This window comes from Humidesulfovibrio idahonensis, assembly GCF_054657715.1.
In genome coordinates this window covers 688,830-713,644 of record NZ_BAAHYE010000002.1, presented here as the reverse complement: position 1 = coordinate 713,644, position 24,815 = coordinate 688,830, and the positions used below count along the sequence as shown (strand labels likewise).

At 62.8% G+C, this 24,815-nt stretch carries 20 protein-coding genes; 14 read left to right on the top strand and 6 right to left on the bottom strand.

Annotated elements, in window-relative coordinates; all coding sequences use genetic code 11:
• Positions 1–140: 140 nt before the first annotated feature.
• Positions 141–1,667 (bottom strand): DNA primase family protein, encoded by a 1,527-nt coding sequence (locus tag ACYQ4W_RS03560; RefSeq protein ID WP_459852895.1) that lies wholly within the window; start codon positions 1,665–1,667, stop codon positions 141–143.
• Positions 1,668–2,590: 923 nt separating this feature from the next.
• Between ACYQ4W_RS03560 and ACYQ4W_RS03555 the strand changes: the two genes are divergently transcribed.
• From ACYQ4W_RS03555 to ACYQ4W_RS03535, 5 genes are all read left to right on the top strand, one after another.
• A complete protein-coding gene (locus tag ACYQ4W_RS03555; protein ID WP_459852893.1) occupies positions 2,591–4,774 on the top strand; it encodes an adenylate/guanylate cyclase domain-containing protein in 2,184 nt (727 codons plus the stop codon).
• 11 nt (positions 4,775–4,785) lie between these two features.
• Positions 4,786–5,211 (top strand): bacteriohemerythrin, encoded by a 426-nt coding sequence (locus ACYQ4W_RS03550; RefSeq protein ID WP_459852890.1) that lies wholly within the window; start codon positions 4,786–4,788, stop codon positions 5,209–5,211.
• An 88-nt stretch (positions 5,212–5,299) separates the two neighbouring features.
• On the top strand, positions 5,300–6,244 hold the full coding sequence (locus ACYQ4W_RS03545; RefSeq protein ID WP_459852887.1) for a chemotaxis protein: 945 nt from the start codon (positions 5,300–5,302) through the stop codon (positions 6,242–6,244).
• Positions 6,245–6,258: 14 nt separating this feature from the next.
• Positions 6,259–6,642, top strand: coding sequence for an Hpt domain-containing protein (locus ACYQ4W_RS03540; protein ID WP_459852885.1), 384 nt, complete (start codon positions 6,259–6,261; stop codon positions 6,640–6,642).
• A gap of 26 nt (positions 6,643–6,668) precedes the next feature.
• Positions 6,669–7,415, top strand: coding sequence for a lipid-binding SYLF domain-containing protein (locus tag ACYQ4W_RS03535; protein ID WP_459852882.1), 747 nt, complete (start codon positions 6,669–6,671; stop codon positions 7,413–7,415).
• A gap of 13 nt (positions 7,416–7,428) precedes the next feature.
• On the opposite strand, the gene ACYQ4W_RS03530 is transcribed toward ACYQ4W_RS03535, so the two are convergent.
• Together ACYQ4W_RS03530 and tatA are read right to left on the bottom strand one after the other, a co-directional pair.
• Entirely contained in the window at positions 7,429–7,989 is a 561-nt protein-coding gene (locus ACYQ4W_RS03530; RefSeq protein WP_459852879.1) for a DedA family protein, read from the bottom strand.
• Between the two features lie 124 nt (positions 7,990–8,113).
• Complete coding sequence (gene tatA / locus ACYQ4W_RS03525; RefSeq protein WP_459852877.1) at positions 8,114–8,383, bottom strand: twin-arginine translocase TatA/TatE family subunit; 270 nt, start codon at positions 8,381–8,383, stop codon at positions 8,114–8,116.
• A gap of 916 nt (positions 8,384–9,299) precedes the next feature.
• Here tatA and ACYQ4W_RS03520 point away from each other — a divergent pair.
• Together ACYQ4W_RS03520 and ACYQ4W_RS03515 are read left to right on the top strand one after the other, a co-directional pair.
• Positions 9,300–10,874 (top strand): ammonium transporter, encoded by a 1,575-nt coding sequence (locus tag ACYQ4W_RS03520; RefSeq protein WP_459852875.1) that lies wholly within the window; start codon positions 9,300–9,302, stop codon positions 10,872–10,874.
• 17 nt (positions 10,875–10,891) lie between these two features.
• A complete protein-coding gene (locus ACYQ4W_RS03515; RefSeq protein WP_459852873.1) occupies positions 10,892–11,230 on the top strand; it encodes a P-II family nitrogen regulator in 339 nt (112 codons plus the stop codon).
• 126 nt (positions 11,231–11,356) lie between these two features.
• Here ACYQ4W_RS03515 and ACYQ4W_RS03510 read toward each other — a convergent pair whose 3' ends face one another.
• Positions 11,357–11,995 carry a TetR/AcrR family transcriptional regulator gene (locus ACYQ4W_RS03510; protein WP_459852870.1) on the bottom strand — a complete coding sequence of 213 codons (639 nt, stop codon included), beginning with the start codon at positions 11,993–11,995 and terminating at the stop codon, positions 11,357–11,359.
• A 154-nt stretch (positions 11,996–12,149) separates the two neighbouring features.
• Between ACYQ4W_RS03510 and ACYQ4W_RS03505 the strand changes: the two genes are divergently transcribed.
• From ACYQ4W_RS03505 to ACYQ4W_RS03490, 4 genes are all read left to right on the top strand, one after another.
• Positions 12,150–13,595 (top strand): menaquinone biosynthesis decarboxylase, encoded by a 1,446-nt coding sequence (locus ACYQ4W_RS03505; RefSeq protein ID WP_459852867.1) that lies wholly within the window; start codon positions 12,150–12,152, stop codon positions 13,593–13,595.
• A gap of 224 nt (positions 13,596–13,819) precedes the next feature.
• Entirely contained in the window at positions 13,820–14,650 is an 831-nt protein-coding gene (locus tag ACYQ4W_RS03500; RefSeq protein ID WP_459852864.1) for an endonuclease, read from the top strand.
• Positions 14,651–14,762: 112 nt separating this feature from the next.
• On the top strand, positions 14,763–15,329 hold the full coding sequence (locus ACYQ4W_RS03495; RefSeq protein WP_459852862.1) for a UbiX family flavin prenyltransferase: 567 nt from the start codon (positions 14,763–14,765) through the stop codon (positions 15,327–15,329).
• A 12-nt stretch (positions 15,330–15,341) separates the two neighbouring features.
• Positions 15,342–16,022: a metal-dependent hydrolase gene (locus tag ACYQ4W_RS03490; RefSeq protein ID WP_459852860.1), complete on the top strand. Its 681-nt coding sequence runs from the start codon at positions 15,342–15,344 to the stop codon at positions 16,020–16,022.
• Here the strand turns inward: ACYQ4W_RS03490 and ACYQ4W_RS03485 are convergent.
• Both ACYQ4W_RS03485 and uvrC read right to left on the bottom strand, forming a co-directional pair.
• Entirely contained in the window at positions 16,019–17,776 is a 1,758-nt protein-coding gene (locus tag ACYQ4W_RS03485) for a tetratricopeptide repeat protein (RefSeq protein WP_459852858.1), read from the bottom strand. The genes ACYQ4W_RS03490 and ACYQ4W_RS03485 overlap by 4 nt on opposite strands.
• 2 nt (positions 17,777–17,778) lie before the next feature.
• Positions 17,779–19,758, bottom strand: coding sequence for an excinuclease ABC subunit UvrC (uvrC, locus tag ACYQ4W_RS03480; RefSeq protein WP_459852856.1), 1,980 nt, complete (start codon positions 19,756–19,758; stop codon positions 17,779–17,781).
• 230 nt (positions 19,759–19,988) lie between these two features.
• Here uvrC and ACYQ4W_RS03475 point away from each other — a divergent pair, with 230 nt between their 5' ends.
• The 3 genes from ACYQ4W_RS03475 (at position 19,989) to ACYQ4W_RS03465 (ending at position 24,779) form a co-directional block, all read left to right on the top strand.
• Positions 19,989–21,404: an outer membrane homotrimeric porin gene (locus ACYQ4W_RS03475; RefSeq protein ID WP_459852854.1), complete on the top strand. Its 1,416-nt coding sequence runs from the start codon at positions 19,989–19,991 to the stop codon at positions 21,402–21,404.
• A gap of 246 nt (positions 21,405–21,650) precedes the next feature.
• Positions 21,651–23,117: an outer membrane homotrimeric porin gene (locus ACYQ4W_RS03470; protein ID WP_459852851.1), complete on the top strand. Its 1,467-nt coding sequence runs from the start codon at positions 21,651–21,653 to the stop codon at positions 23,115–23,117.
• 186 nt (positions 23,118–23,303) lie between these two features.
• A complete protein-coding gene (locus tag ACYQ4W_RS03465; protein WP_459852849.1) occupies positions 23,304–24,779 on the top strand; it encodes an outer membrane homotrimeric porin in 1,476 nt (491 codons plus the stop codon).
• The last annotated feature ends 36 nt before the right edge of the window (positions 24,780–24,815 follow it).

Genomic DNA, 24,815 nt, shown 5'->3' with positions numbered 1-24,815 from the left:
TTTTACCGTTAGGACCTTAGGACTATTTTTCAGAAGAACTTTCTAAAGATAAAAAAGTAATTCTTAAATATAGAGATTTTCGGTCCTACATGGCGGACGGTCCTCTCCTGTCAAAACCGTCCGCCGCTCAAAAAACAGTGCTATACCTTAGGCTTGATGCGTATGCCGTAGTAGCGGTACTTGCCGCTGACCTTTCGGCTCTCAAACTTCTCCTTCATGATGCGCCCGAACTTCTTCTGGACCATGGGGAACTTGCTGATGGCGTTCTCTTCCCACCATTCGGTGAAGGCCTTGTAGAGCTCCGTGGCCTCCACGTGCAGCGCGGTGCCAACCTCGCAGCACTCGTCGATGAAGTCGCCCATGGTGTCCTCGCCGCGACGATACTCCGCCGTGGCCTCGGTCACGGATGGCGGCGGGTTCAAGCCGTCGCGCTTCCAAAGCAGGAAGCCTTCGACCAACCACGCCAGGATCCCCGAGGACTCGGCACGGAGCTTTTCCTTAAGGTCCTTGTCTGCCCGGCGCTCATAATCCGCATTGGGCTCGCGGAACACATAGGAGAGCCCGAACGTCACCAAGAGGCAGCGCTCCCAGAACGCATAGTCATCGGCCGGGGCGCCGGGCTTGTGGTTGGTGAGCAGCACAAGCTTGTGCGTCGGCAAGAAGTTGACCTCATACTTGTCGTTGGGGTTTCGGCCCACCAGGCTGTCGCCGCCGGTGAGCCACTTGACCCGGCTTGGGCTGATGCGCCGGCCATCGTCGGTCTCAGATCCAAAGGCCAGGCGCACGCCGCGCAAGCTCATGATCTCCGGGCTTGGTCCGCTCGGACTCTTTCCGCCGAACTTGCCCTGATCGAGGAACATCTCCGAGGCGATGGGCTTGGACAGCGGACCGAGCAGCTCCTTGAGCATCTCCACGATGGTGCCCTTGCCGTTGCGGCCGCGCCCCCAGAGCACCAGGAAGCGGTGCTCAACGTTGAGGCCGCTGATGCAGTAACCGAAGTAGCGCTGCAGGAAGTCGACCTTGGCCTTATCGCCCTGCATGATCTCAAGAAGCGTGCTCCGCCAAAGCAGGCACGGCTCATCAACGCCCTTCCAGTTGACCGGGGAGGCCCGCATGAGCAGATCCTCTTGCCGGCCCGGGCGGAAGCTCCCTGTCTCCAGATCCACAACCCCATTGGCGCACGGGAACAGGAGGGGCTTGTCATCGATCTCATCGCCCTCGATGGCCAAGCGCTCCTCGCAGGTAGCGGCGAGCTTGAGCGTGTTGGTCCGGCCACGGTCTGAGCGCAGGCGTTGCAGCCGCTTGTGCAGCTCCTTGAAGATGCCGGGATCTTGCGCGGCGAACATCGGGAGCGTGCGGCTGTACGTCGTCACCACGCTTTCAACTGCGGAAAGTGAGGACTGCATGGAGTCTCGCGCCCAATGATGCCGGTTCCAGCGAAGCCATTCGCGGGTGGCGTTGTTGAAGAGGAACTGGCCACGCTGAAGCGCGGCATACAGCGTGCCGTCGCCCAGCTCGGAGGAGCGGAAGCAATCCAGCACGAATTGGGGCGGGAGTTCTGGCCCCCCCTTGTCGTCATCGCCCAACTTCTCGCGCTCCTCAGCCTTGCGCGCCTCAACAAGACTGCGCGCGACGCTGATATCCACGACCTTGTCGGGAACAGGCATGGCGCCCTCCTTCAATTCTTTGTCATCCACAATGACACCTCGTGCGGCAATCAGGTGTTACGCAAGCGAAATCGCGTAACACGATTTGCGCAAGAATTTGAGGTTTCCCATTTTCCCGGTGAATTGAAAATTTGCCCGGACGGGTGGTGCGCGCTGCACGCGACCCCTGTTTCCCCATGCCGGGGAAGGACCCAATACCCGTGAAACAGAATGTGTGAAACATTCGTGACACGAAATTGCCGTATGGGACCTTTGGACTGATCCCCGTATGTAAGGGGGGAAGGGGGCGGCGCACGGGGCGCATAGCGAGCGGAGAAGAGGAAGAGCAAAGACGATCGGAGGCGGGCGCAAGAGCGCCCGCATTATCGGAGAAGATAAGCGGATAAGAATGCGGATAAGTGCCGCGTGGAGATAGCCGTGTACAACCGCATGTTGCGGTCAAGGATGGTGAGCACTGAAGCTCAGCAATGGCGTGGGTTCGTGGGTTGCCGGACTGTGCCGGTGTTGGCCTTCTAAGCCGTCGGCCGAGGGTTCGAATCCTTCCTGGCGCACCATATATTTCGAGGAGTTATGCCGACAGAAGCATGACTCCTCTTTTTGTTTTGCCACCCTGTCGCGTTTCCGCCAAAGGCGGCTGGCGCAGCTCGCGGGCAGCGCCCGGTCCCGCTCGGCGAAAATGGCGCAATGAAAGCACACGCCGGCAAAGATGCCGAAGCCCCGCCCCCTGCCGCCGCCGTCCGGCAAGCGCAATAGCGCGGTCCATCCACATAATGCCAAAGGGCCTGGGCGTCCACCTCGGCATTGCGCCCCCTCCCCTCGCCAAGGAGTATTCCACACATCATTAGGACAATGCTTGACACCTCAAGAGTATAGGATATGCGTAACTGGACATGTGCCGTGCCGCTCGATAAACCGAGGATGCCATGACCGATCCAGAAGCCCCGCCCCCGCCGAAATCCCACCACTCCGTGGTGCGGCTGCGCACGGTCATCATCCTGTTTTTCTCCTGCGTGCTGGCCCTTACCGAGGCAGTGACCTGGCTGTATTACCAGCAGAGCATCACCAGCGCGCGCGAGGAGGCCGGCAAGCACATCCTCGCCGCGGGCGACAAGATCGAGCTTTCGGCCCGGCTGCTCACCAAGCCCCTGGCCATGCTCTGCGACGCCGCGCCCACCCTGCCCGGAGCGGGCGTCAAGCCGCGCGGGTTCGCGCACCCGCTCCTCGGCTACATGCTGGCCTTTCTCGACACGCACCCGGAGACGTATTCGCTGTACTTCGGCTATGGCGACGGCGACTATTTCCAGGCCATCTCCCTGACGCACAGGCCCAAGACCGCCCAGGGGCTCATGGCGCCGCCGCAAACCCGCTACGCTTTGCGGCGCATCGGCTCCGAGGGCGGCGCACGCGTGGAGCGCTGGCGTTTTCTCGACCGCGACGCCAAGCCCCTGCGCACCAGCGCCGCGCGCCCCGCCGGGTACGACCCGCGCGGCCGCCCCTGGTACACCGCGGCGCTGGGCTCCGCCAGCTCCATCAAGACGGACCTCTATGTCTTCAGCAGCACCGGAGCCCTCGGCCTCACCATGGCCCACCGCGTTCCCGGTCCGGGGCGCGCGGTGTTCGGGCTCGACCTGACCCTGGACACCTTGTCCTATTTTTTGGCCCAGGCCAAAATCGGCGCATCCGGCTTCATCTTTCTTTTCAATGGCGACGGCGAGCTCATCGCCTATCCCGATGCCGACAAGGTGTCCAAGATAGCCGCCACGCGCGGCGGATCGCAAACCGTGCTGCGCGCCGCCGTGCAGGATCTGGACGACCCGCTGCCCCCTGCCGTGTACAAGCTGTTCCGCTCCAACGGCGGCCACATCCGCGAAACGAGCAGACTGGTGGTCGCGGGAACGCCGTATCTGGTCGGCGTGCGCCCGCTGCGCGAGCTGGGCTCCAACAACGACCACATGGCCCTGGTGGCGCGCGAGTCGGACTTCATGGGCACGGCCGAGCGCATCCGCACCCAGGCCATTCTCTTCGCCCTGGGCCTGCTGATTCTGGGCGTGCCGCTGCTGCTGCTCGTCTCGGCCAACATTGCGCGCACGCTGGCCAAGCTGACGTATGAGGCCGAGCGCATCAGCAAGCTTGAGATGGATTCGACCGAAATCATCACCTCGCACATCGACGAGGTGGACCGCCTGGGCGACGCCGTGGCGCGCATGCGCTCGGCCCTGCTGTCGTCGTGCCGCTACCTGCCCCAATCCCTGGTGCGCCAGTTCATCAAGGAAGGCACGGTGCCCAGCCTGGGCGGCAAGCGGCACGACATCACCCTGCTCTTCACCGACGTGCAGAACTTCACCACCCTGTCCGAGGGCATGCCGCCGGAAGACCTCATGGCCGCCATGTCCGAGTACTTCGAGATTGTGGGCCAAGCCATCTTGAAAAGCGGCGGCACCATCGACAAGTTCATCGGCGACTCGGTCATGGCCTTTTGGAACGCCCCGCTGACGACGGAAAACCACGTGGAGAGCGCCTGCCTGGCGGCCCTGCGGCTCTCTTTGGCCTCGCAGGAGCTGAACGCCAGGCGCGAGGCCAGCGGCGGGCCGGTCATGGCCACCCGCGTGGGCATCCACACGGGCACGGCCATCGTGGGCAATGTCGGCGCCTCCGACCGCATGAGCTACACGGCCCTGGGCCCGGTGGTGAACCTGGCCAGCCGCCTGGAGGGGCTGAACAAATTCTACGCCACGAAAATTCTGGTCAGCCACGACGTGCGCGACAAGGCCAGGCACAATTTCCTGTTCCGGTCCGTGGATGTGGTGGTGCCCAAGGGCGTGAAGGAGCCTTTGCCCATTTTCGAGCTGATCGGCTCCATGCCGCAAAGCCCCTATGCCGACGTGGCCGCGCCCCGCGCCAGGCTCGGCTTCTGCTCCCGCTGGGAGCGGGCCATGACCCTGTACCGCACGGTGCAGTGGGAAAAGGCCCTGGAGGAGTTCACCGCGCTGCACGAAGCGGCGCCCGGCGACTTTGTGGCCGCCATGTACCTGCAGCGCGTGCGCCGCCTGCTGCAGAACAAGCCGAGCAAGGACTGGAAGGCAGTTCAGAAGTTCATGCACAAATAACGGGAGTCGACATGGAGAAAGTGCATTGGCTGCAGAGCATGTCCATCGGCGTGCCGGAAATAGACCGGCAGCACCAGCAGTTGCTGGCCCTTGTGAACAAGACCTGGGAAACGGCCCAGGGACCGGACGCCGAGGCGGAGACCAGCGGCCCCCTGCGCAAACTGTGCGATTACGTGGTGGAGCATTTCGCGGCCGAGGAAGCCCTTATGGACCCCGAAGCCTACGCCCACTATGACCGGCACATCCAAGAGCACATCGACTGCTCCATGCGCGCCCTGGATTTTCTGGAGACCTTCAGCGAGGGCAAAAACGTGCGCCTGGAAGAATTTCTGAACTTCGCCGTGGAGTGGGTCCAGCATCATATTCAAGAGACCGACCAGACCCTGGGGGAGTTTCTGCGACACAAGCAGCCCCGGCCGGACGAGCAGCCGGGATAGCCCCGGCGCGCGCTTTACACGCTGGCCCACGCGGAGTAGAAGAATCCCTTCGACGCCGTCCCCTTTTCTCAACACAGGAGCCCACACAATGGACACCGGCATCCTGCTGGAAACCGGCACCAACGAACTGGAAATCCTGGAGTTCCACATCGACGGCGAACCCGGCCCCGACGGCGGCCCCGTGCGGCATTCCTTCGGCGTCAATGTCGCCAAGGTGATGGAGGTCATCGAAAGCCCGCACCTGGAACCGCAGCCCGGCGCGGCCCATCCCAGCTTCCGGGGGCTCATTCCCCTGCGCCACCACATCCTGCCGGTCATCGACCTGGCCGTATGGCTGGACATAGCCAAGGTGGCCGCCCCGCGCGACAACGTCATCATCACCGAGTTCAGCAAAACCGTCACCGGCTTCGTGGTGTCCGGCGTCACGGGCATCCACCGCGTGGGTTGGCCCGAGGTCATTCCCCCGGACGGCTACATGCCCAAGACCGGCATCCAGGCCATCATCGGCCTTGTCGAACGCGACGGACACTTCATCCAGCTCCTCGACCTGGAGACCATACTGGCCGACCTTACGCCGGCCGAGGTGGACTTCGACACCCCGCCGGCCACCATGGCCACGCGCGAGCTCAAGGCCCTGGTGGCCGACGACTCCGCCACCATCCGGCTCATGATCCAAAAGACACTGGAACGTTCGGGCATCACGCCCATCATCGTGGGCAACGGCCAGGAGGCGTTGGACACCCTGCGCGCCATGGCAACCCGGGCAAGCACGGAAGGCAGGCCCCTTTCCGACTTTCTGGACATCCTCATCTCGGACATCGAGATGCCCCTCATGGACGGCTTTACCCTGACCAAGCATGTGAAAAGCCACCCGGTGCTGCGCCAGCTTCCCGTGGTGCTCTACTCGTCCATCATCACCGACGAGCTGCGCCACAAGGGCGAGAGCGTCGGCGCGGATTTGCAGATAGCAAAGCCCGACCTGGAACGCCTGCCCGAGGTGGCCGTGCGTCTGGTGGCGGGCAAAGACGCCTAACGGAGCTCCCCCCCATGTATGAACATGATCCTGAAGTGCTGGCGGCCTTTGCCGAGGAGAGCGCCCAACGCCTTGGCGACCTGGAGACCGGGCTGCTGGAGCTGGAGCGCACCGCCGCCGCCCCCGCCGCAGATCTGCTGAACGCCGTGTTCCGCGACGCCCATTCTGTCAAGGCCGGGGCCGGCCTGCTTGGCCTGCGCCAGGTGGAGACCGCCGCGCACCGGCTGGAGAACGTGCTCGACCAGTTGCGCGCGGGACGCCTTGCCGCCGGGCCGGACGTGTGCCAGGCCCTTTTGGACGGCGTGGATCTGCTGCGCGAAATTCTTGCCGCCCCGGGCGCGGCGCTGCCTGCGGACGCCGACCCCAGACTGGGCGCCCTGACCAGCCTGGTGGGCTAAGTCCACAGGCTAAGGGAAGAAATCCCATGCGCCATATTCTGCCCCTGACCCTTTGCGGGCTTTTGAGCCTCTCCGCCTGCGCGGCCACGCAACAGCAGCAGCCCAGGCCAGCGGGCGACAAGGCCGATGCCAGCCCTGCCGTGCGCCAAGCGGTCTCGCTGCTGGAACAGTCCACCCGCACCCTGCGCGAAATGCGCCGCGACGACGCCTCGCGCATGCTCGACACGGCCATTGCCGAGGCGCGCGCGCTCATCGTGCTGCCCGGCGTCTACCAGGCGGGGTTCTTCTACTCCGTGCGGGGGGGCTCCGGCGTGCTGGTGGCCCGCCGCGCCGACGGCGGCTGGGGCGCGCCCGTGTTCGTGGGCGTTGCCGGCGCGGGCTATGGCTACCAGGTGGGACTGGAGAAGTCGCGCCTGGTGCTGGCCATAATGGACGAAGAGATGCTTGCGCGGATTCTGGACAACGGGCTCAACTTCGACGCCTCGGCGAAGTTCGACGTGGTGGGCGTGCGCGAGGAAACCAGCCGGGGCTCCCTCACCGAGCACAAGCCGGTGCAGGCCTTTACCGACGGCGTGGGGCTCATGGCCGGCGTGGCCATGCACGGCGGCGCGCTGACGCTGAACCGCAGCCTGACGCAGAGCTATCATGGCGCCGGCAAGGCGGAAGAAATCATGCGAGGGGTGGACGCGCCGGGGCTTGAGGTCTTCGCCTTCTGGGCGGCCCTTGGCGTGGAGGCTCCGGGACCGGAAATAGTGAAGGTGCGCAAGCCCTGAGGCCTGGCGTTTTCTAGCAGGCGGACTTGCGCAGCCGGGTCCGGATGGTCTTGACCAGCCAGAGGACCAGCAACAGGCCGAAAAGCCCGCCGGCCACCCACCACTTGGCTTCCTGAAGGAAGCGCTCCAGCACATCGCCCAGATAATAGCCGCCAACACCGAAGGTGATGGCCCAGAGCGCCGCGCCAATGCCGTTCAGCAAAAAGAAGCGCAGCGGCGAGATGTTCGTGGTGCCCACGGCGAAAGGCGTGATGTTGCGGAAGCCGTAGAAGAACCGGAACGAGATGAGCACGAGCACCTGATGCTTTTCAAGCAGCCGGTGCACTTTTTCAATGCGGCATTCCCACTTCTTGAGCCGCGTTTCCAGAAAGCGCTTGTTGTAGCGGCCAACGTAAAAGGCGGTCTGGTCGCCCGCAAAGCTGCCGGCAAAGGCCGCAAGAATGGCCAAGGTCAGGGAGAGGTGTCCGTTATAGGCGGCGAACCCGGCAATGATCAGTATGGTCTCGCCTTCGAGGAAGGTGCCAATGAACAGGGCCAGGTAGCCGTACGTGCTCAGCAGATGAGTCAGATCCACGCGACTGCCCCCGCGTTTGCGTAAGCCAGGGCGCGCCAAGCGGAACCGGACCAGCCTGCGCGCGGCATGCACTGGTCCGGGTTGCAGCCTGTCGGGGGCTCAAGGCTGGGAAGCAAAGAGGCCACTAGGCGTTCTTCTGCTCCTGCTTGGGCGCTTCCGCCTGCGCCGCCTGCGCGGACTGCTGAGCGGGCTGTGCGGGCTGGGCCTGGGTCTCCGCCTGCTGGGTGGGGGTGGCAACCTTGATTTCTTCCGGCGCGGAGAGCGCGGACTTGAACTCGCGGATGCTCTTGCCCATATTTGCGGCGATCTGCGGCAATTTGCCGGGACCGAACAGCAGCAGGGCAATGACGAGAATAAGAAGCAGGTGCATGGGCTGGAACAGTTCGCCGAGCATGATGTCCTCCACAGGGTTTGGCTGACAGGGGGATTTATCCTACCCGCCGGGTTTTGTAAAACCCCAAGGCCTCGTGTGTTCGTTAATTATCGCTAAGTGCCGGTTGTACGCCAGTTGAGTGCCGAACGGATCAGGTCGGGCGGCGGCAGGCAGGGGAACCGCAAAGGCGATGCCCGCTTTCCGGGTCGATGACGGCCAGAATCTCTCGCGGCCAGCCCCTCCGACAAGCCCTGTATACCAGTGAACAGGGCCTGCTGCCAACTACAATGTGGGGTTCAACGGCCCAAAGTCAAGGCCAACTGCGATCGCCGCCCATGAATCACGTCCGCACGGCGAACCGGCAGTTCCCTTGCCCGGTTTGCGTGCAAGGCGCAAGCGAAGAGGATCGCACAGACGCGATCCAGCATCGCGCTCAGAGCATCGACCATGTCTGTATTTACATTTTTAGCATTTAGCATTCGGCATGTGCCCATACGGCATCTCCAGTCCGCCAAGATCCGCCCTGGGCGGCATCTTCCACAAAACAAGCACAGTTACGAGAAGTTGCCGCGGCAAGGCTCAGGCACGCACGACCCCGTCGGCATCATGGAATTTAGCAACTCGATTCTACAAATCCGTAATCAAATCTGGAGCACAATCTGGCAAAGACATGGGGGCCAACCATCCAGAAAGATCATTTCATCCCAAGATTCAAGACGATAAGCATGCTTCGCCTCGCCTCGGCGCCGCATCCAAGGCGTAAGGATGTAAATGCCATGTAAATACATTATTGCATTTTTGTAACACAACGCCAGACGCAACACCACCACCATCAGTGCAACTATATGATTTTATTATGTTTGAAATCTTGGCCCGCTTCTTGCCCTAGGGGGTTCAACGGTTGAATGAAAATCCACCTTACTTTTTGGAGGGCAGCATGCTCAAGAACATCGTAATGGCTCTTACCCTTGCACTGGTCATCCTCGCCGGATCGGCCACGGTCTTCGCGGCGGATCCCCCGAAGCCGGATCCCGCCGGCCTCAGCATCGGCACGGCTTCCGACGTGGTCAACGCCACCGGCGGCGCGCCGACCGAAGTGGACATGGACAAGTACAAGGACTCCGAACCCCTGGCCACCAAGCTCGCCGATGTCGTCGGCCATAACCGCATCTCCATCAACATGGTGTGGACGCTCATTTGCGGCTTCCTCGTCATGTTCATGCAGCTCGGTTTCGCCATGGCTGAAACGGGCTTCACCCGCGCCAAGAACGCCGGCCACACCATGGGCATGAACATGATGGTGTACGGCATCGGCATGCTGGGCTTCTGGCTCACCGGCTTCGCCCTGCAGATGGGCGGCAGCGGCGGCGCGGCGGCCCTTGGCGGCGGCACCCTGCTCAATCAGGAGTTCACCATCTCACTGTTCGGCAAGGACTTCGGTCTCTTCGGCACCAAGGGCTTTCTCCTGGGCGAAGATGTCTATGACACCACGGTGTTGACCATGTTCCTCTTCCAGATGGTCTTCATGGACACCACGGCCACCATCCCCACGGGCGCCATGGCCGAACGCTGGACCTTCAAGAACTTCGTCATCTACGGTTTCTTCATCTCCATGTTCGTGTACCCCCTGTACGCCAACTGGGTGTGGGGCGCGGGCTGGCTTTCCACCCTGGGCAGCAACTTCGGCCTGGGACACGGTGTGCTTGACTTCGCTGGCTCCTCTGTCGTGCACATGACCGGCGGTGTGGCCGCCCTGGCTGGCGCCATGATTCTTGGCCCCCGCATGGGCAAGTTCCGCGCCGACGGCACCCCGAACGCCATTCCCGGCCACCACATTCCCATGGCCCTGGCTGGCTGTCTCGTCCTGGCCTTCGGCTGGTTCGGCTTCAACGCCGGCTCCACCCTGGCCGGTGGCGACATGCGCATCAGCGTCGTCGCCGTCAACACCATGCTCGCTTCGGCTGGCGGCGCCATGTCCGCCATGATGTACATGTGGCTGCGCTACGGCAAGCCGGACATCTCCATGGCCGCCAACGGCATGCTCGCCGGCCTGGTCGCCATCACCGCCCCCTGCGGTTTCGTCAACCCCATCGCCTCCGTGCTCATCGGCGTCATCGCGGGCATCCTGCTCTGCGTCAGCGTGCTCTTTGTTGAAAACAAGCTGAAGCTCGACGACCCCGTGGGCGCCATCTCTGTCCACGGCGTCAACGGCGCCTGGGGCATGATCGCCCTCGGCCTCTTCGCCGACGGCACCTACGGTGACAAGCTCAATGGCGTGGACGGCACCGTGAAGGGCCTGTTCTACGGCGACCCGAGCCAGCTCGGCGCGCAGCTCATCGCCGTGGCCGTCAACTTCATCTTCGTGTTCGTGGTCATGTACGTCTTCTTCAAGATCTCGGACAAGATCGCCAAGATGCGCGTGCCCGCCGAGGTTGAGCAGGAAGGTCTGGACATGGCCGAAGTGGCCGTCATCGGCTACCCCGAATTCTCCATCAACAAGACCCACCGCTAGGCTTGAGGAGATACATCATGAAGAAGATTGAAGCCATCATCAAGCCGCATAAGCTCGACGAAGTGAAGGACGCCCTGGACAAGGCCGGCGTGCACGGCATGACCGTCACCGAAGTGAAGGGCTACGGCCGCCAGAAGGGCCATGTGGAAATGTACCGCGGCGCTGAATACCAGGTGGTGTTCAAGGCCAAGGTGAAGATCGAAGTCATCGTCAACGACGCCATCGCCCCCGCCGTGGTGGAGGCCGTGCGCGCCGCCGCCAACACCGGCAGCATCGGCGACGGCAAGATCTTCGTCATCAACGTGGAAGAGGCCGTGCGCATCCGCACCAACGAGCGCGGAGAAGCGGCCGTCTAGATACCCTCGGTTCTCCCTTGCGGCGCGGGTGTGCGGGAAGAGGGACCCTGCACGCCCGCCTCACTCCAGAACCCCTGCCTGTAACGCCCAGGCAGGGGTTCCTTGTTGTGAGCGGGCAGCAATAAATCAGGCGGGTTCGGCCATGCTGGCGATGCCGGCGCGGGCGTAACGGAACACAAAGTCCGCCACGAGCTCCACGCCCAGAGTCTCCAGGGCCATGTCCGGCCGCAGGCGGCGGATGAGCTGTTTGGCGTTGTCGAAAAGCAGGCAGTGCCCAGAAACGCCCGCAGCGCAAAGCTTCACGGTCTGGTCTGTCGCTTTTGGCAGCAGGTCGCGGATGATGTTTTGCAGTGCGTTGTGCGAGGGCATGAGCAGCTTGGCCGCCACCTTCTCAAACTGCTCCGAGGGATCGACGATTTCCGCCGCGAGCAGCAGGCCGAGCTTCTCCTCCACGGGGTCGCCATCGCCCATGAGCCGGTAGAGAAAGGACCGGATGTATGCCTTGAGCCGTTCGGGCGCTGTCGCTTCCGGGCCCAGCCCCATGGTGACGGGGTGCTTTTCAAAGCAGCGCTCCAGATAGTCCGAAAGCACGGCCATGAAGAGCTTTTCCTTGCCGCCAAAATGATAATTCACCGCGGCCACGTTCGCGCCGGCCTCGGTGCAGATGTCCCGCACCGTGGCGTCGCGCGCGCCGCGCTCGGCAAAGATCTTTCTCGCTGCGGCAAGAAGCCGGGCCTTGGTTCCGGCGTCTGGTTGTGTCTCCACGGCATCCTCCATTGTTGTCATTCCCGCGTTCGTCAAACAATGTTTAAATTTTTGTTTTCAACATGTCAATACCCCAGGGGACAAAGGCCTGCCCGCTTGTCAGAAGGGGCACGCCTTTGTTAGTGTTAGCGAAACACAATCAGGCGAGGACTCCATGCCCTACAAGGATTTGCAAGATTTTCTCAAGCATCTGGACCGTCAAGGCGAGCTGAAGCGCATCGGCGCGGAGCTTGACCCGTATCTGGAGATCGCCGAGGTGACCGACCGGGTGAGCAAGAAGTTCGGCCCCGCGCTCTTGTTCGAAAAAGCCAAGGGCGCGAAGTTCCCGGTGCTCACCAACATGTACGGCTCCTACAAGCGCATGAACATGGCGCTCGACAGCGACAACCTGGACGCCCTGGGCGAGCGCATCCACGAATATCTCGAAATCGAGCGGCCCGACGGCATCATCAAAAAACTGCAAATGATCCCCAAGCTCTCGAAGCTCACCAACATCTTTCCCGACCACGTGAAAAAGGGCTGCTGCCAGGACGTGGTGCTCACGGGCGATGACGTCGACCTGTCCATCATGCCCGTTCTGACCACCTGGCCGGGCGACGCGGGCCCGTTCATCACCCTGCCCGTGGTCTTCACCAAAAATCCGGAAACCGGCGTGCGCAACGCGGGCATGTACCGCATGCAGGTGTTCGACAAGAACACCACGGGCATGCACTGGCACCGCCACAAGGGCGGGGCCTACCATTACCATTTGGCCGAAAAGCTGGGCAAACGCCTCGAAGTCGCCGTGGCCATAGGCCCGGACCCGGCCGTGACCTACGCCGCCACCGCGCCCATTCCCGACGAGATCGACGAGATGCTCTTCGCGGGCTTCCTGCGCAACCAGCCGGTGGAGTTGGTCAAGTGCAAGACCGTGGATCTTGAGGTGCCCGCCACCAGCCAGTTCGTGCTGGAAGGCTACGTGGACCCCAAGGAACGCCGCCGCGAGGGTCCCTTCGGCGACCACACGGGCTACTACTCCCTGGCCGACGACTACCCGGTGTTCCACGTCACGGCCATAACCCACAGGCACGACGCCATCTATCCCGCAACCCTCGTCGGGCCGCCGCCCATGGAGGACTGCTTCATCGGCAAGGCCACCGAGCGCCTGTTCCTTCCGCTCATCAAAAAGCAGCTGCCCGAGGTGGTGGACATGAACCTGCCCCTTGAGGGCGTGTTCCACAACCTGTGCTTCGTCAGCATAGACAAGCGCTACCCCGGCCAGGCCCGCAAGGTCATGTACGCCCTGTGGGGCATGGGGCAGATGATGTTCACCAAGATCATCGTCGTGGTGGACAAGAACATCAACGTGCAGAACGTTTCCGAGGTGCTCTGGCGCATCGGCAACAACGTCGATCCCCGGCGCGACATCGCCATCCTCGACGGCCCGCTGGACGCCCTCGACCACGCCTCGCCCCTGGCGTTCTATGGCGGCAAGATGGGCATCGACGCCACCAAGAAAGGACCCGAGGACGGACACTACCGCGAATGGCCCGACACCCTGCGCATGGACGAAGGCGTCAAGGCCAAGGTCGACGCGCTGTGGAAGGACCTGGGGCTGTAAAAGCGAAGAGAATATCCCTCCGGGGGCCAAAGGGCATTCGCCCTTTGGATTCCCATTAGGGTTGGCTTGGCCTTGCGCCCTCAGGTTGCGCCAAATTCAGCCACAAAACAATGATCCCTCCGCCGGTCCGGGGTCTGCCCCGGACCGGCGGCAATCGGGTCCAGGGGCGAATGCTCCTGGCCGCCGGAGGCATGTTTTTCCCCATCCAAACAGCCGGAGCCGCCATGACGACCAGCGCAGCCGCCCACGCCGCAACACGCCTCGCCACGCTGGCGGCATACGCGCTGCTGGCCTTGGTGCTTTTGTCCTGCGGCGAGGGCGACAAAGGCAAGCAGGAAACGAAGAAAAGCGCGCAAAAGAGCGCGCAGCCCCGCGGCAACACGCGGGAGGATTCGTTCCAGGGCGCCAAGCGGACCTTGAGCCGCGCCATCTACCACGACCACCGCGTCACCTTCTACTGCCAAGCCACGTATGACGAGAACGGAACGGTGCCCCCGCCGCCCGGCTTCACCACGCCCAAGCACAAGGCCCGTGCTTCGCAGATCGAGTGGGAGCATGTGGTGCCGGCCGAAAACTTCGGGCGCACGTTCCCGGAATGGCGCGACGGAGCCCCCGAGTGCCAGGACAAGCGCGGGCCCTTCAAGGGCCGCAAGTGCGCCGAGCGGGTGAACAGGGAATACCGGCTCATGCAGGCGGACATGTACAATCTGTACCCGGCCATAGGCGCGGTGAACGCCCTGCGCAGCAACTACAATTATGCGATGTTGCCGGGTGTTGCGAACACCTTCGGCTCCTGCGGGATGAAGATACAGGACAACAAGGTGGAGCCGCCCGAGCATGCGCGGGGCGCCATAGCCCGCACCGTGAAGTATATGGCCTGGGCCTATCCGCGCTTTGAGCTGAGCCGCCAGCAGGAAAAGCTCATGGACGCCTGGGACGGCATGTACCCGGTGGACCAGTGGGAATGCACCCGCGCCAAACGCATCGAAGCCATGCAAGGCAACGAAAACCCCATGAGCAAGGGCAAGTGCCAGCAGGCCGGGCTGTGGCAATAGCAGCGGGGGGAGCGGCTCGGACCAGCTTTGGCCGCCGCCGCGCATTGCCAAACGCGCGGAGTTTTCTTACCTTGTAATCCGCTGGGGATGCACACCCCCGCGAAAGGGAACCATGACCGCACGACGCATTCTTCTCGCCGTCACCGGGGCCAGCGGCCCGCAGTACGCCATGGCCTTGGCGCGCGCCCTGTCCGCGCGCGACGACATCGAACTGCACCTCATCCTGTCCGAGGCGGCCAAGAAGGTTATCGCCCTTGAGGCGGACTTCCGGGCCGAGGACTTGATGGCCCTGGCCCACGCCTGCCACGGCGAAAAGGACATCGCGGCCGGTCCGGCTAGCGGCTCCTGGCGTCACGCGGGCATGATCGTGTGCCCCTGCTCCATGGCGAGCCTGGCGGCCATCGCCCAAGGCCTGGGCACCAATCTCATCCACCGCGCGGCGGACGTGACCCTGAAGGAAGGCCGCAAGCTTGTGCTGGTGACGCGGGAAATGCCGCTGAACCGCGTGCACATCGTGAACATGCTTGCCGCAAAGGACGCCGGAGCGGTCATAATGCCCGCTAGCCCCGGCTTCTACCACAAGCCCAAGACCATTCAGGACCTGGTGAACCACATGGCCGGGCGCATTCTGGACCAGCTGGACATCGGGCATGATTTGTTCAAACGTTGGGGAGAATAAGGAGGTAGCGCCATGCAGCTCACCTGGTTCAGCCACTCCAATTTCCGTTTGCAGGCCGACGGCGTCAGCGTGCTCATCGACCCGTTCTTCGAGGGCAACCCCAAGGCGCCCATCGCCTGGCAGTCCGTGGGCAAGGTGGACGCGGTGCTCGTCACCCACGACCACGGCGACCACATCGGCCAGGCCGCGGAGATCTGCAAGGCCACGGGCGCAAAGCTCGTGTGCATCTTCGACCTGGCGGCGCGCATGCAGGCCGAGGGCGTGCCCGGCGGACAGATTCTGGGCATGAACATGGGCGGCACGGTGGAGGCTGCCGGGGTGCGCATCAAGATGGTGCAGGCCTTCCATTCCTCGGCCACGGGCGCGCCCGCAGGCTACATCATGACCTTTCCCGGCGGCTTCTGCGCGTATCACTCCGGCGATACGGCGCTTTTCTCGGACATGAAGCTCTTCCGCCGCTTCTTCGACATCGACCTGGCCATGCTGCCCGTGGGCGGCTGGTTCACCATGGACGCGGCCGAGGCCGCAGTGGCCTGCTCGTTTTTGGGCTGCCGCATGGTTGCGCCCATGCACTGGGGCACCTTTCCCATCCTGGCGCAAAACACGGACGCCTTTGCCGCCGCGCTCAAGGAGCACGCGCCGGAGACCCGGCTGGTGAACCTGACGCCGGGCCAAGCGGTGGAGCTGGACTAGGGCTTGGATGGTGCGGCCTTGAGGTCGTCCAAGGTCAGCCGCGACGCCGGAAAATCCTTGGCCTCCAGCGCCTGCTGGAAAAATTGCTGCGCGCGGCGCGGATCGCCCAGCCGCCGCGCCAGCACGCCCCACTCCTCATAGGCCTCGTGCCGCTTCGGCTGTTCCCGGATGGCCAGCACGTAAAAGTCCTGCGCCAAATCAAGCTTGTCCATGCTGATCAGACACATGGCCAGGCCCCGATACGCATCATAGGCCTGCCCCTCTTTTTCCAGAATCCCCTTGGCCGACCACAGCAGCTCCAGGGCCTCGTCGCGCCGCTCCTGCTTCAGGCGCAGCGCACCCAGATTCAGGCGGCACAGGCCGAAGTCCGGGAAGATCTCCAACGCCTCGGTATAGGCTTTCTCGGCCGCGGCATCGTCGCCGTCCTGCGCCTTGTGCACGCCGTAGTTGTTCAGCACCAGGTAGTTTCCCTTGGTGTAGCGCAGGGCCTGCTCATAGGCCGTAAGCGGCGTCTCCCAGGTGGAGAGCTGCCGCTGCTGCGCCAGACCGAGGGGGATGACCAACAGCAGCACCAGCGCCACCGCGGCCACGCCGCGCACGCCGGGACGCTTGATCTTGTCCAGGCATTCCGCGGCGAGGCAGGCAAGGGCGAGATACAGGCCCATGAACGGCACATAGCTCCAGCGGTCCGCAATGGCCACATGCAGGCCCACCTTGGGCGGCATGATGACCGGCACCAGCGCGCACAGGAACCACAGCCAGCCGACCAGCAAATAGCTTCTGCGCCGGGCCTGCCACAGGCAGAAGCCCGTGACGGCCAGCAGCAGCGCCGCCCCGCCCAGGCTCTGCGCCAGGGGCACGCTGTCCGGAAAAGGATACAGGAGCGCCTGATGCGATGGCCAGAGCAGCAAGCCAAGGTACTTGAGGATGGACGCGAAGGCGTTGGCGATCTTGAGCCCCAGGTCCGGGTCGAGCCTGTCCTGGGTATTGGGGTGCACGGAGAGGGTCAAAAAGGTGATGAGCACGCCCATGGAGAGCAGCAGCACCTTCTCGCGGATGCGGGCGATGACGAGCCGCCAGTCCGGCCAGAACGGGACCTGACCTTCGTGCGCCGGCGCATTGAGCCGCGCCAGGGGCCAGAAGTCCAGCAACAGCAGCAGCCCCGGCAGGGTCACGAACATGGGCTTCGACATGAGGCTCAGGGCATAGGTGCAGTAAAGCCCCACGGCGAGGGCGGTCCCCGGTCTGCGCGTCCACCTTATATATATAAGGATGGAGCCGAGCCCGAAAAAGGTCGAGAGCACGTCCTTGCGCGCCGAGATCCAGGCCACGGCCTCCACATGGGCAGGATGCACGGCGAACAGCAGCGCGGCCAGCACTGCCGCGAAGCGGTTCTTTGTCAGCGCGAGGATGAGCGCGAAGAACGCGGCCGCATTGGCGGCGTGCCACAACACGTTGGTCGCGTGGTAGCCGCCGGCCCATTTGTGGTAGAACTGGCTGTCGAGCATGAAGGACAGGGTCGTCAGCGGGCTCCAGTAGATAACCTGATGCGGCGAGAAGGCCGCCTTCACGCTGGCCCAGGAGAACTTGGCCAGCACCTGGCCGTTCATGCTGACGTAGCTGGGGTCGTCGAAGCTGCTGAACTCGAAGAGCCCGGCGCGCGAGTACATTCCAAGCGCCACGGCCGCGGCCAGCAGGCCGAGCACGAAAACCCAGCGGGACTCGCGCAGCATTCTTGCGAGGGAATCGTTCACAATCAGTTCTCCAGCGGTGGGTGGGACGAGGCAAGGGCGTCGAGGGCATGGCGGATCTTCGCCGCGCGCTTTGCGCCCAGGCCGGGAACACTGGTCAGGGCGGCTTCGTCCGCGGCCTTGATGGCGGCGATGGCGCCGAAGTGGTCGAACAGGAGCCGCGCGGTCTTGGGGCCTATGCCCGGCAGCGAGATGAGTTCTCCGGCCAGGGAGCGCTTCTTGGTGGCGGCGCGGCCGCGTCCGATGACGAAGCGGTGGGCCGCGTCGCGCACTTTTTGCAGAAACAGCAGCGCCGGGCTGCCGGGCCGCAGGGCCACGGGGTTGCGGCGGCCAGGACGGAACACGCGGTCTTCCAGCTCGCCCGCGCGGCGGCTTGGCCCCTTGGCGATGGACGCGCACTCGATGGGCGTTTCCGGCATGGCCTCGGCCAGGGCGGCCGTCACCGCGGCCAACTGCCCGCGCCCGCCGTCGATGAGCAGCAGATCCGGCCAGGGCGGACCGGACTCCGCGCGGCGCTTGGCCCACTGCGCCAGGGCCGCGTAGTCGTCGCCGGTGCCCTCTGCCCCGGGCAGGGCATAGGCGCGGTAGTCCTCCTTGCGCGGCTCGCCCTGCTCGAACATCACAAGCCCGGCGCGCACGCCTGTGCCGCCAAGGTGCGAAATGTCCACGCATTCGATGCGTGCGGGCGGCGTGGCCAGCCCCAGGGCGTGCTCCAGCACAGCGGCCACATCCTGGGCGCCGTCGCTACGGTTGGCCGTGCGCGCCAAGTTGGCCGCCATGTCCATGAGCCGCCGTTCGTCCGCGCCGCGCGGCACGCCCAGGCGGCACGGGCTGCCCCGCCGTTCGGAGAGCACCTCGGCCAGGGCTCCGGCTTTAGAATCCACAATGGTCTCGGAAACGGCTGCGTCCGCCGTGTCGGCACCAGAGGCGTCGACGGTCGCGGGAACGGCGTCTTCAAGCGGATTCGCCAGCGCTTCAGGCTGCATGCCGTCTTGCGCATCGTCCGGGGCATCAGCCAAGACGTCTGCCGGAGCATGCAGGGGGTGCGAAAGCACGATGCGGGCCGGAATGTACCTTTCGTTGCTGAAGAACTGGGCGAGAAAGCTCTCCAGTGCGTCCGGAGCCTCGGCCATGTCCAGCCCGGCCCAGTGAAAGGTCTTCTGCTCGAGCAGCTTGCCGCCGCGCACAAACAGCACGCCGACGCCGATGCCCTCCGGCAACTGCACCAGGGCGATGACGTCGCGGTCCAGGGAATCGCGCAGAACCGAGGCCTGGCTCTCCAGGGTGGCGTCTATGGCCGCGATCTGGTCGCGCAACTGCGCCGCCTCTTCAAAACGCAGGGCGTGGGAGGCCTCCTCCATCCGGTTGCGCAGATCGCGCACAAGAAAGTGCGAACGCCCAGCAAGAAACTGCTCCACCTGGGACACAATCTCGCGGTACTGCCCGCGGTCCACGGGCAGTACGCAAGGCGCCAGGCACTGGCCGAGCTGATGGTACAAGCAGGGGCGCACACGATTCTTGAACATGCGGTCGGAGCATTTGCGCAGGCGAAAGATGGAGCCCACGAGCTTCTGCGTGGCGCGCGCGGCCGAGGCCGAGGCAAAGGGCCCGAAATACGCGGAGCCGTCGCGCAGCACCGTGCGGGTCAGAGTCAGCCGCGGGAAGTCCGAGGATTTGTCCAGGCGGAAAAGCATGTAGCGCTTGTCGTCGCGCAGCACGATATTATAGCGCGGCCGGTGCTGCTTGATGAGGCTTTCCTCAAGAAGCAGCGCTTCCTTTTCGGTGGAGACCAGCAGAAAATCGATGTGGTCGATTTTGGCCACCAGGGCGCGCGTTTTGGGGCCGTGGTCTGCGCTGGCGCGGAAATATGACGACAACCGCTTGCGCAGACTGATGGCCTTGCCGACATAGATGATGCGCCCGCTGGCGTCCTTCATAATATAAACGCCTGGAGAATCAGGATAATTCTTTGGAATAAAGTCCATCTGGCTCCAGTTCGGGCGAGGGCTGCGGCATGACAGGCCAAAATATTCAACACGCGCAGGCTAATCAAAGCAGCCGCAAGGTGCAAAGAAAAAAAATTGGACGGTAAAATTTTTTTGACTAAATGCACGATTCCAGCTCTACGCCTATTGCAAATTCAAAAGTTCAGGGCTAGATAATCGGCGTGAACAGTGGCAAGGCTCATCTTAACGCTTCAGCAAAGGAAGGAACAATGAAAAAGCTCGCACTCACTCTGGTGCTCATGGCTGCCCTCGTTGTCGGTGCCACCACCGCCAACGCGGCCACCATCAAAGCCACCGGCCAGTGGCAGGTCGACGCGACCTGGACCACCGACCAGGACATGCGCTCCGACACCAAGAACGATGACTTCGCTGTGCTGCAGCGCATGCGCACCGCCTTCCAGTTCATCGCCAACGAGAACCTGAAAGGCGTCCTCGAGACCCAGATCGGCACCAACAATTGGGGCAATGGCCTCTACTCTGTTGGCGCTGGCCGTAGCCCCAACACCACCGCTGGCGTCACCGCCTCTTCTCTTGGCTCTGGTCAGGGCAACCTGCTCCTCCGCAAGGGCTATCTTGATTTCAAGTGGCCCGGCACCAAGGTTAACTTCCTGGTCGGCTACCAGAGCCTGGCCCTGCCCTCCGCCTTCGGCGCTGGCAGCGCCATCCTGGACGACCACGTTGCCGGCGCCGCCGCTGTGGTTCCCGTCATGGACAACCTGTCCCTGGTTGGCGGCTATGTCCGTCCCATCGACCTGAACCAGTACGGCACCACCGCCACCAAGAATGGCAATGGCACCTTCGCCGATGCCAGCTTCCTGTTCGCCAACGTCGACTTCACCGGCGTTTCCGTGAAGCCCTTCTTCGCGTATGCTTACGCTGGCAAGCAGACCTCCACTTCCCTGCCCGGCATGCTGACCCCGAACATTGCTAGCACCGAAGGCGCTCGCGGCTACTGGGGTGGCGCTGCTCTTACCGTCACCGCCCTTGATCCCTTCAAGATCATGGCCGACGTGAACTATGGTAAGGCCACCTACAATGCCGTTTCCGACAAGGCTGGCCGCTCCGGTTGGTTGGCTGACTTGGCCGTTGACTACACCGGCCTGTCCATGATGACCCCTGAAGTGTTCTTTGCCTACACCTCCGGTGAAGACGGCACGGGCACCAAGTCCGAGCGTATGCCGACCCTGAGCGCTGAAAACTTCGCCTATGGCACCTTCTGGATGCAGGGCGGCGACAGCCTGAAGAACAGCTACTCCGATCCGAGCACCAACATGGGCTTCTGGGCCGTTGGCGCGTCCTTGAAGGACATCAAGCTCATCGACAAGCTGTCTCACACCTTGAACGTCATCTACTTCAAGGGCACCAACAACAAGGACATCATTGCTAACGGCATCAACAACGGCAGCGTTGTTTACGGCCGCACCCTCTCCAACAAGGACTCCTTGTGGGAAGTTGACCTGAACAGCAAGTACCAGATCTACGAAGAACTCTCCCTCGGTCTGGAACTGGGCTACATCAACGCCGACTTCGACAAGGACGTCTGGGCCAACGCCCTCGGCGCCAAGTCCGGCGACCTGAGCAAGGATGCCTACAAGGTCAACTTCATGCTCAATTACAGCTTCTAAGACTCTCTTTTGAGCCGAGCCACTTGGGCCAGCGCAGCAATGCGCTGGCCCTTCTTTTTTCTAAAGCCTCCCCTCAGCCCTCCTTCCCTTTTGTAACAATCGTCACAAAAGAAAATTTTTTGGACGATAAAAAAAATTGAACCCAAGTCAATATTTCCCTTGCAATCACGAAACTGTATCGCGTAGAAAGGTCTTGCAAGATGGCGTCAATGTGGTTTCTCAAACAGCAAAAGAGGGAAGGAAACAATGAAAAAGATGAGCCTTTTCGGTCTGTTGGCCGTTCTGGTCCTGAGCTTCGCCAGCGTTGCTCAGGCCGCGGACATCAAGGCTACCGGCAAGTGGCAGATTGAAGCCCAGTGGAACAACGCCCTGGACTACACCAAGTACAGCCAGGAAGAAAACTACTTCCACATTGAACAGCGCATGCGCACCGCTTTCCAGTTCATCGCCAACGAGAACTTGAAAGCCGTCCTCGACACCCAGATCGGCTCCAGCAACTGGGGCAATGGCCTCTACGCTGTCGGTTCCGGCCGTAGCCCCAACACCGCTGCAGGCAATACCGCTTCTTCGGTTGGTGCTGGTCAGGGCAACATCATGCTGCGCCAGGGCTACATTGACTTCAAGTGGCCCAACACCCCCATGAACTTCAAGGTCGGCTTCCAGACCGTGAGCCTGCCCGCGGCCTTCGGCGGCGGCAGCGCCATCCTGGACGATCAGGTTGCCGCCGCTGTGGTGAGCTCCCCCATCACCGACAACGTGAAGATCCTCGCCGGTTACACCCGCGCGAGCGATTCCAACCAGTACGGCACCACCGCCACCACGAACGGCAACGGCACCTATGCTGACGCCGTCTTCGCGGCCGTGCCCGTCGATTTCCAGGGCTTCAACATCACCCCGTTCGGCACCTACCTGTACGCTGGTAAGACCACCGGCCTGAGCACCTCCGCTGGCCTGACCAGCTCCGGCGCCCAGACCGAAGGTACCCGCGCTTACTGGGGCGGCGTCGCCTTCACCATGACCGCCCTTGATCCTTTCAAGGTCATGGCCGACTTCAACTACGGCAAGGCCACCTACTCCAACAAGTACAACTCTGACCCCACCAATGGTGGCCGTCAGGGCTGGTTGTTCGACTTGGCCGTTGACTACACCGGCCTGTCCATGATGACCCCCGAAGCCTTCTTCGCTTACACCTCCGGTGAAGGCGGAGCCAACACCGACAAGTCCGGCCGCATGCCCACCATTGGCAAGCCCCAGAACTGGTCCATCGGCTCCTTCTTCTTCGGCGACCGTAACTTCATCAACGGCTTTGCTACCAACAACACCAGTAGCTCCGTCAACGGTTACGAATCTCAGGTTGCAGGCTTCTGGACCCTGGGCGCTTCCTTGAAGGACATCAAGTACTTCGACAACTTCTCGCACACCTTCACAGTCATGTACATCCAGGGCACCAACGATGCCGACTACCTGAAGGGTAGCCGTAAGCCTGGCGCCACCTACGGCGCCATGCTGACCGACAAGGACCACTTGTGGGAAGTTGACTTCAACACCAAGTACAAGATCTACGACGAGCTGAGCATGTACCTCGACCTGGGCTACATCAACGCCAGCATCGACAAGGACTCTTGGAAGAACGTTAGCGCCGCGTACGGCACCAGCACCTACGAGAATCCCAACGCCTACAAGATCGGCCTGGGCATGGCTTACGCCTTCTAAATCGCCTTATTGAACCACATGACGCTCTCCTGGGGCCGGGGCTTACGCCTCGGCCCCTTTGTTTTGCCTTCCTCAATTCCGGAATTTACGCTTGATTTTGCTCGCCAATTCTGTTAGCGAGTGTTTACTTACATCGCCTTTGCTTAAAACATTCGGGAGAAGGGGAACTTACGCATGATGTCACGTGTGAAACTGTTGGTCTTGGCCGCATTCTTGGTGCTGGCCCTGTCTGGTGTGTCCCAAGCGGCGGAAGTCACGGCGCGAGGCTACTGGTGGATTGAGGCAATCTCTCGCCAGAACTGGAATTTCAACGCTGGCCAGGACGATCATTTCGCCGTTGAACAGAAACTGCGCACGGCGTTCATCTTCACTGCCAACGAAAATCTGCGCGGCATCCTCGACACCCAGATCGGCACCAACAACTGGGGCAACGGCCTCTACGCCGTCGGCTCAGGCCGCAGTCCCAACACCACGGCCGGCACGACCTCCTCCTCACTGGGCGCGGGCCAGGGCAACATCATGCTGCGCAAGGGCTACATCGAGTACAAGTGGCCCAACACCCTCACGAACATTTCCGTCGGTTTCCAGACCGTGACCCTGCCCGCGGCCTTTGGCGGCGGCAGCGCCATCTTTGACGACCAGGTGGCCGCCGCGGTGGTCAGCACGCCCCTGACCGACAACGTCAGCCTGCTGGCCGGCTATGCCCGCCCGTACGACAGCAACATCTACGGCTCCACCGCCTCGGTGAACGGCAACGGCACAGCCACGGACGTGCTCTTCGCCTCGGTTCCCGTCAGCATCAGCGGCATGAACATCACGCCCTTCGCCATGTACGCTTACTCGGGCGCCAAGACGGCCTCCGCCACCGCGGGCGCCACCAGCAAGGCCGGCTTCGCCGGAGCCAACAGCACCAACTCCGACGGCCTGCGCGGCTACTGGGGCGGCGCGGCGTTCACCATGACCCCGTCCACCATGCCCCTCAGCATCATGGCCGACTTCAACTACGGCAAGGCCACCTACACCAACTACCTCAACAAAACGCACGATGGCGGCCGCGCCGGCTGGCTGGCGGACGTCGCCGTGGACTACACGGGCCTGACCATGATGACTCCGGAGGTCTTCTTCACCTACTCCTCCGGTGAAACCGGCCAGAACACCGACAAGTCCGGCCGCATGCCCGTCATCGGCGTGCCCCAGAACTGGACCATCGGCTCCTTCTTCTTCGGCGAGCGCCTGGAGCTCACCGGCTCCATGAACAACCCGGCCGGCTACACGGTGAACACCCTGGGCTACTGGGCTGGCGGCATCTCCCTCAAAGACATCACCTTCATGAACAAGCTCTCGCACACGGTGAACATCCTTTACGCCAAGGGCACCAACAGCGTGGACTACCTGAAGAACACCTCCAATCTGAACGGCGTGAACTACGCGGGCTTCCTCACCGACAAGGACTCCTTGTGGGAAGTTGACCTGAACACGCGCTACAAGATCTACGACGAACTCACCGGCTACGTGTACCTCGGCTACATCAAGTCGAACTTCGACGTCGACGCCTGGCGCGGCGCCTCCAAGCTGTCCGCCACCACGCTCGGCAACCTGCGCGGCGTCAGCAGCAGCGGCGACGCCTACAAGATCGGCGTTGGCCTGAACTACTTCTTCTAAACAGCACACGCCAAGACGCCACACCGGGGGCCGGGG

Bases quoted from the DNA above. Each gene is read 5' to 3' on its own strand.
- ACYQ4W_RS03515 (WP_459852873.1), top strand. From the start codon at position 10,892: ATGAAGAAGATTGAAGCCATCATCAAGCCGCATAAGCTCGACGAAGTG.
- ACYQ4W_RS03535 (WP_459852882.1), top strand. From the start codon at position 6,669: ATGCGCCATATTCTGCCCCTGACCCTTTGCGGGCTTTTGAGCCTCTCC.
- ACYQ4W_RS03500 (WP_459852864.1), top strand. From the start codon at position 13,820: ATGACGACCAGCGCAGCCGCCCACGCCGCAACACGCCTCGCCACGCTG.
- ACYQ4W_RS03550 (WP_459852890.1), top strand. From the start codon at position 4,786: ATGGAGAAAGTGCATTGGCTGCAGAGCATGTCCATCGGCGTGCCGGAA.
- ACYQ4W_RS03475 (WP_459852854.1), top strand. From the start codon at position 19,989: ATGAAAAAGCTCGCACTCACTCTGGTGCTCATGGCTGCCCTCGTTGTC.
- uvrC (WP_459852856.1), bottom strand. From the start codon at position 19,758: ATGGACTTTATTCCAAAGAATTATCCTGATTCTCCAGGCGTTTATATT.
- ACYQ4W_RS03560 (WP_459852895.1), bottom strand. From the start codon at position 1,667: ATGCCTGTTCCCGACAAGGTCGTGGATATCAGCGTCGCGCGCAGTCTT.
- ACYQ4W_RS03545 (WP_459852887.1), top strand. From the start codon at position 5,300: ATGGACACCGGCATCCTGCTGGAAACCGGCACCAACGAACTGGAAATC.
- ACYQ4W_RS03540 (WP_459852885.1), top strand. From the start codon at position 6,259: ATGTATGAACATGATCCTGAAGTGCTGGCGGCCTTTGCCGAGGAGAGC.
- ACYQ4W_RS03490 (WP_459852860.1), top strand. From the start codon at position 15,342: ATGCAGCTCACCTGGTTCAGCCACTCCAATTTCCGTTTGCAGGCCGAC.
- ACYQ4W_RS03520 (WP_459852875.1), top strand. From the start codon at position 9,300: ATGCTCAAGAACATCGTAATGGCTCTTACCCTTGCACTGGTCATCCTC.
- ACYQ4W_RS03470 (WP_459852851.1), top strand. From the start codon at position 21,651: ATGAAAAAGATGAGCCTTTTCGGTCTGTTGGCCGTTCTGGTCCTGAGC.
- tatA (WP_459852877.1), bottom strand. From the start codon at position 8,383: ATGCTCGGCGAACTGTTCCAGCCCATGCACCTGCTTCTTATTCTCGTC.
- ACYQ4W_RS03555 (WP_459852893.1), top strand. From the start codon at position 2,591: ATGACCGATCCAGAAGCCCCGCCCCCGCCGAAATCCCACCACTCCGTG.
- ACYQ4W_RS03505 (WP_459852867.1), top strand. From the start codon at position 12,150: ATGCCCTACAAGGATTTGCAAGATTTTCTCAAGCATCTGGACCGTCAA.
- ACYQ4W_RS03495 (WP_459852862.1), top strand. From the start codon at position 14,763: ATGACCGCACGACGCATTCTTCTCGCCGTCACCGGGGCCAGCGGCCCG.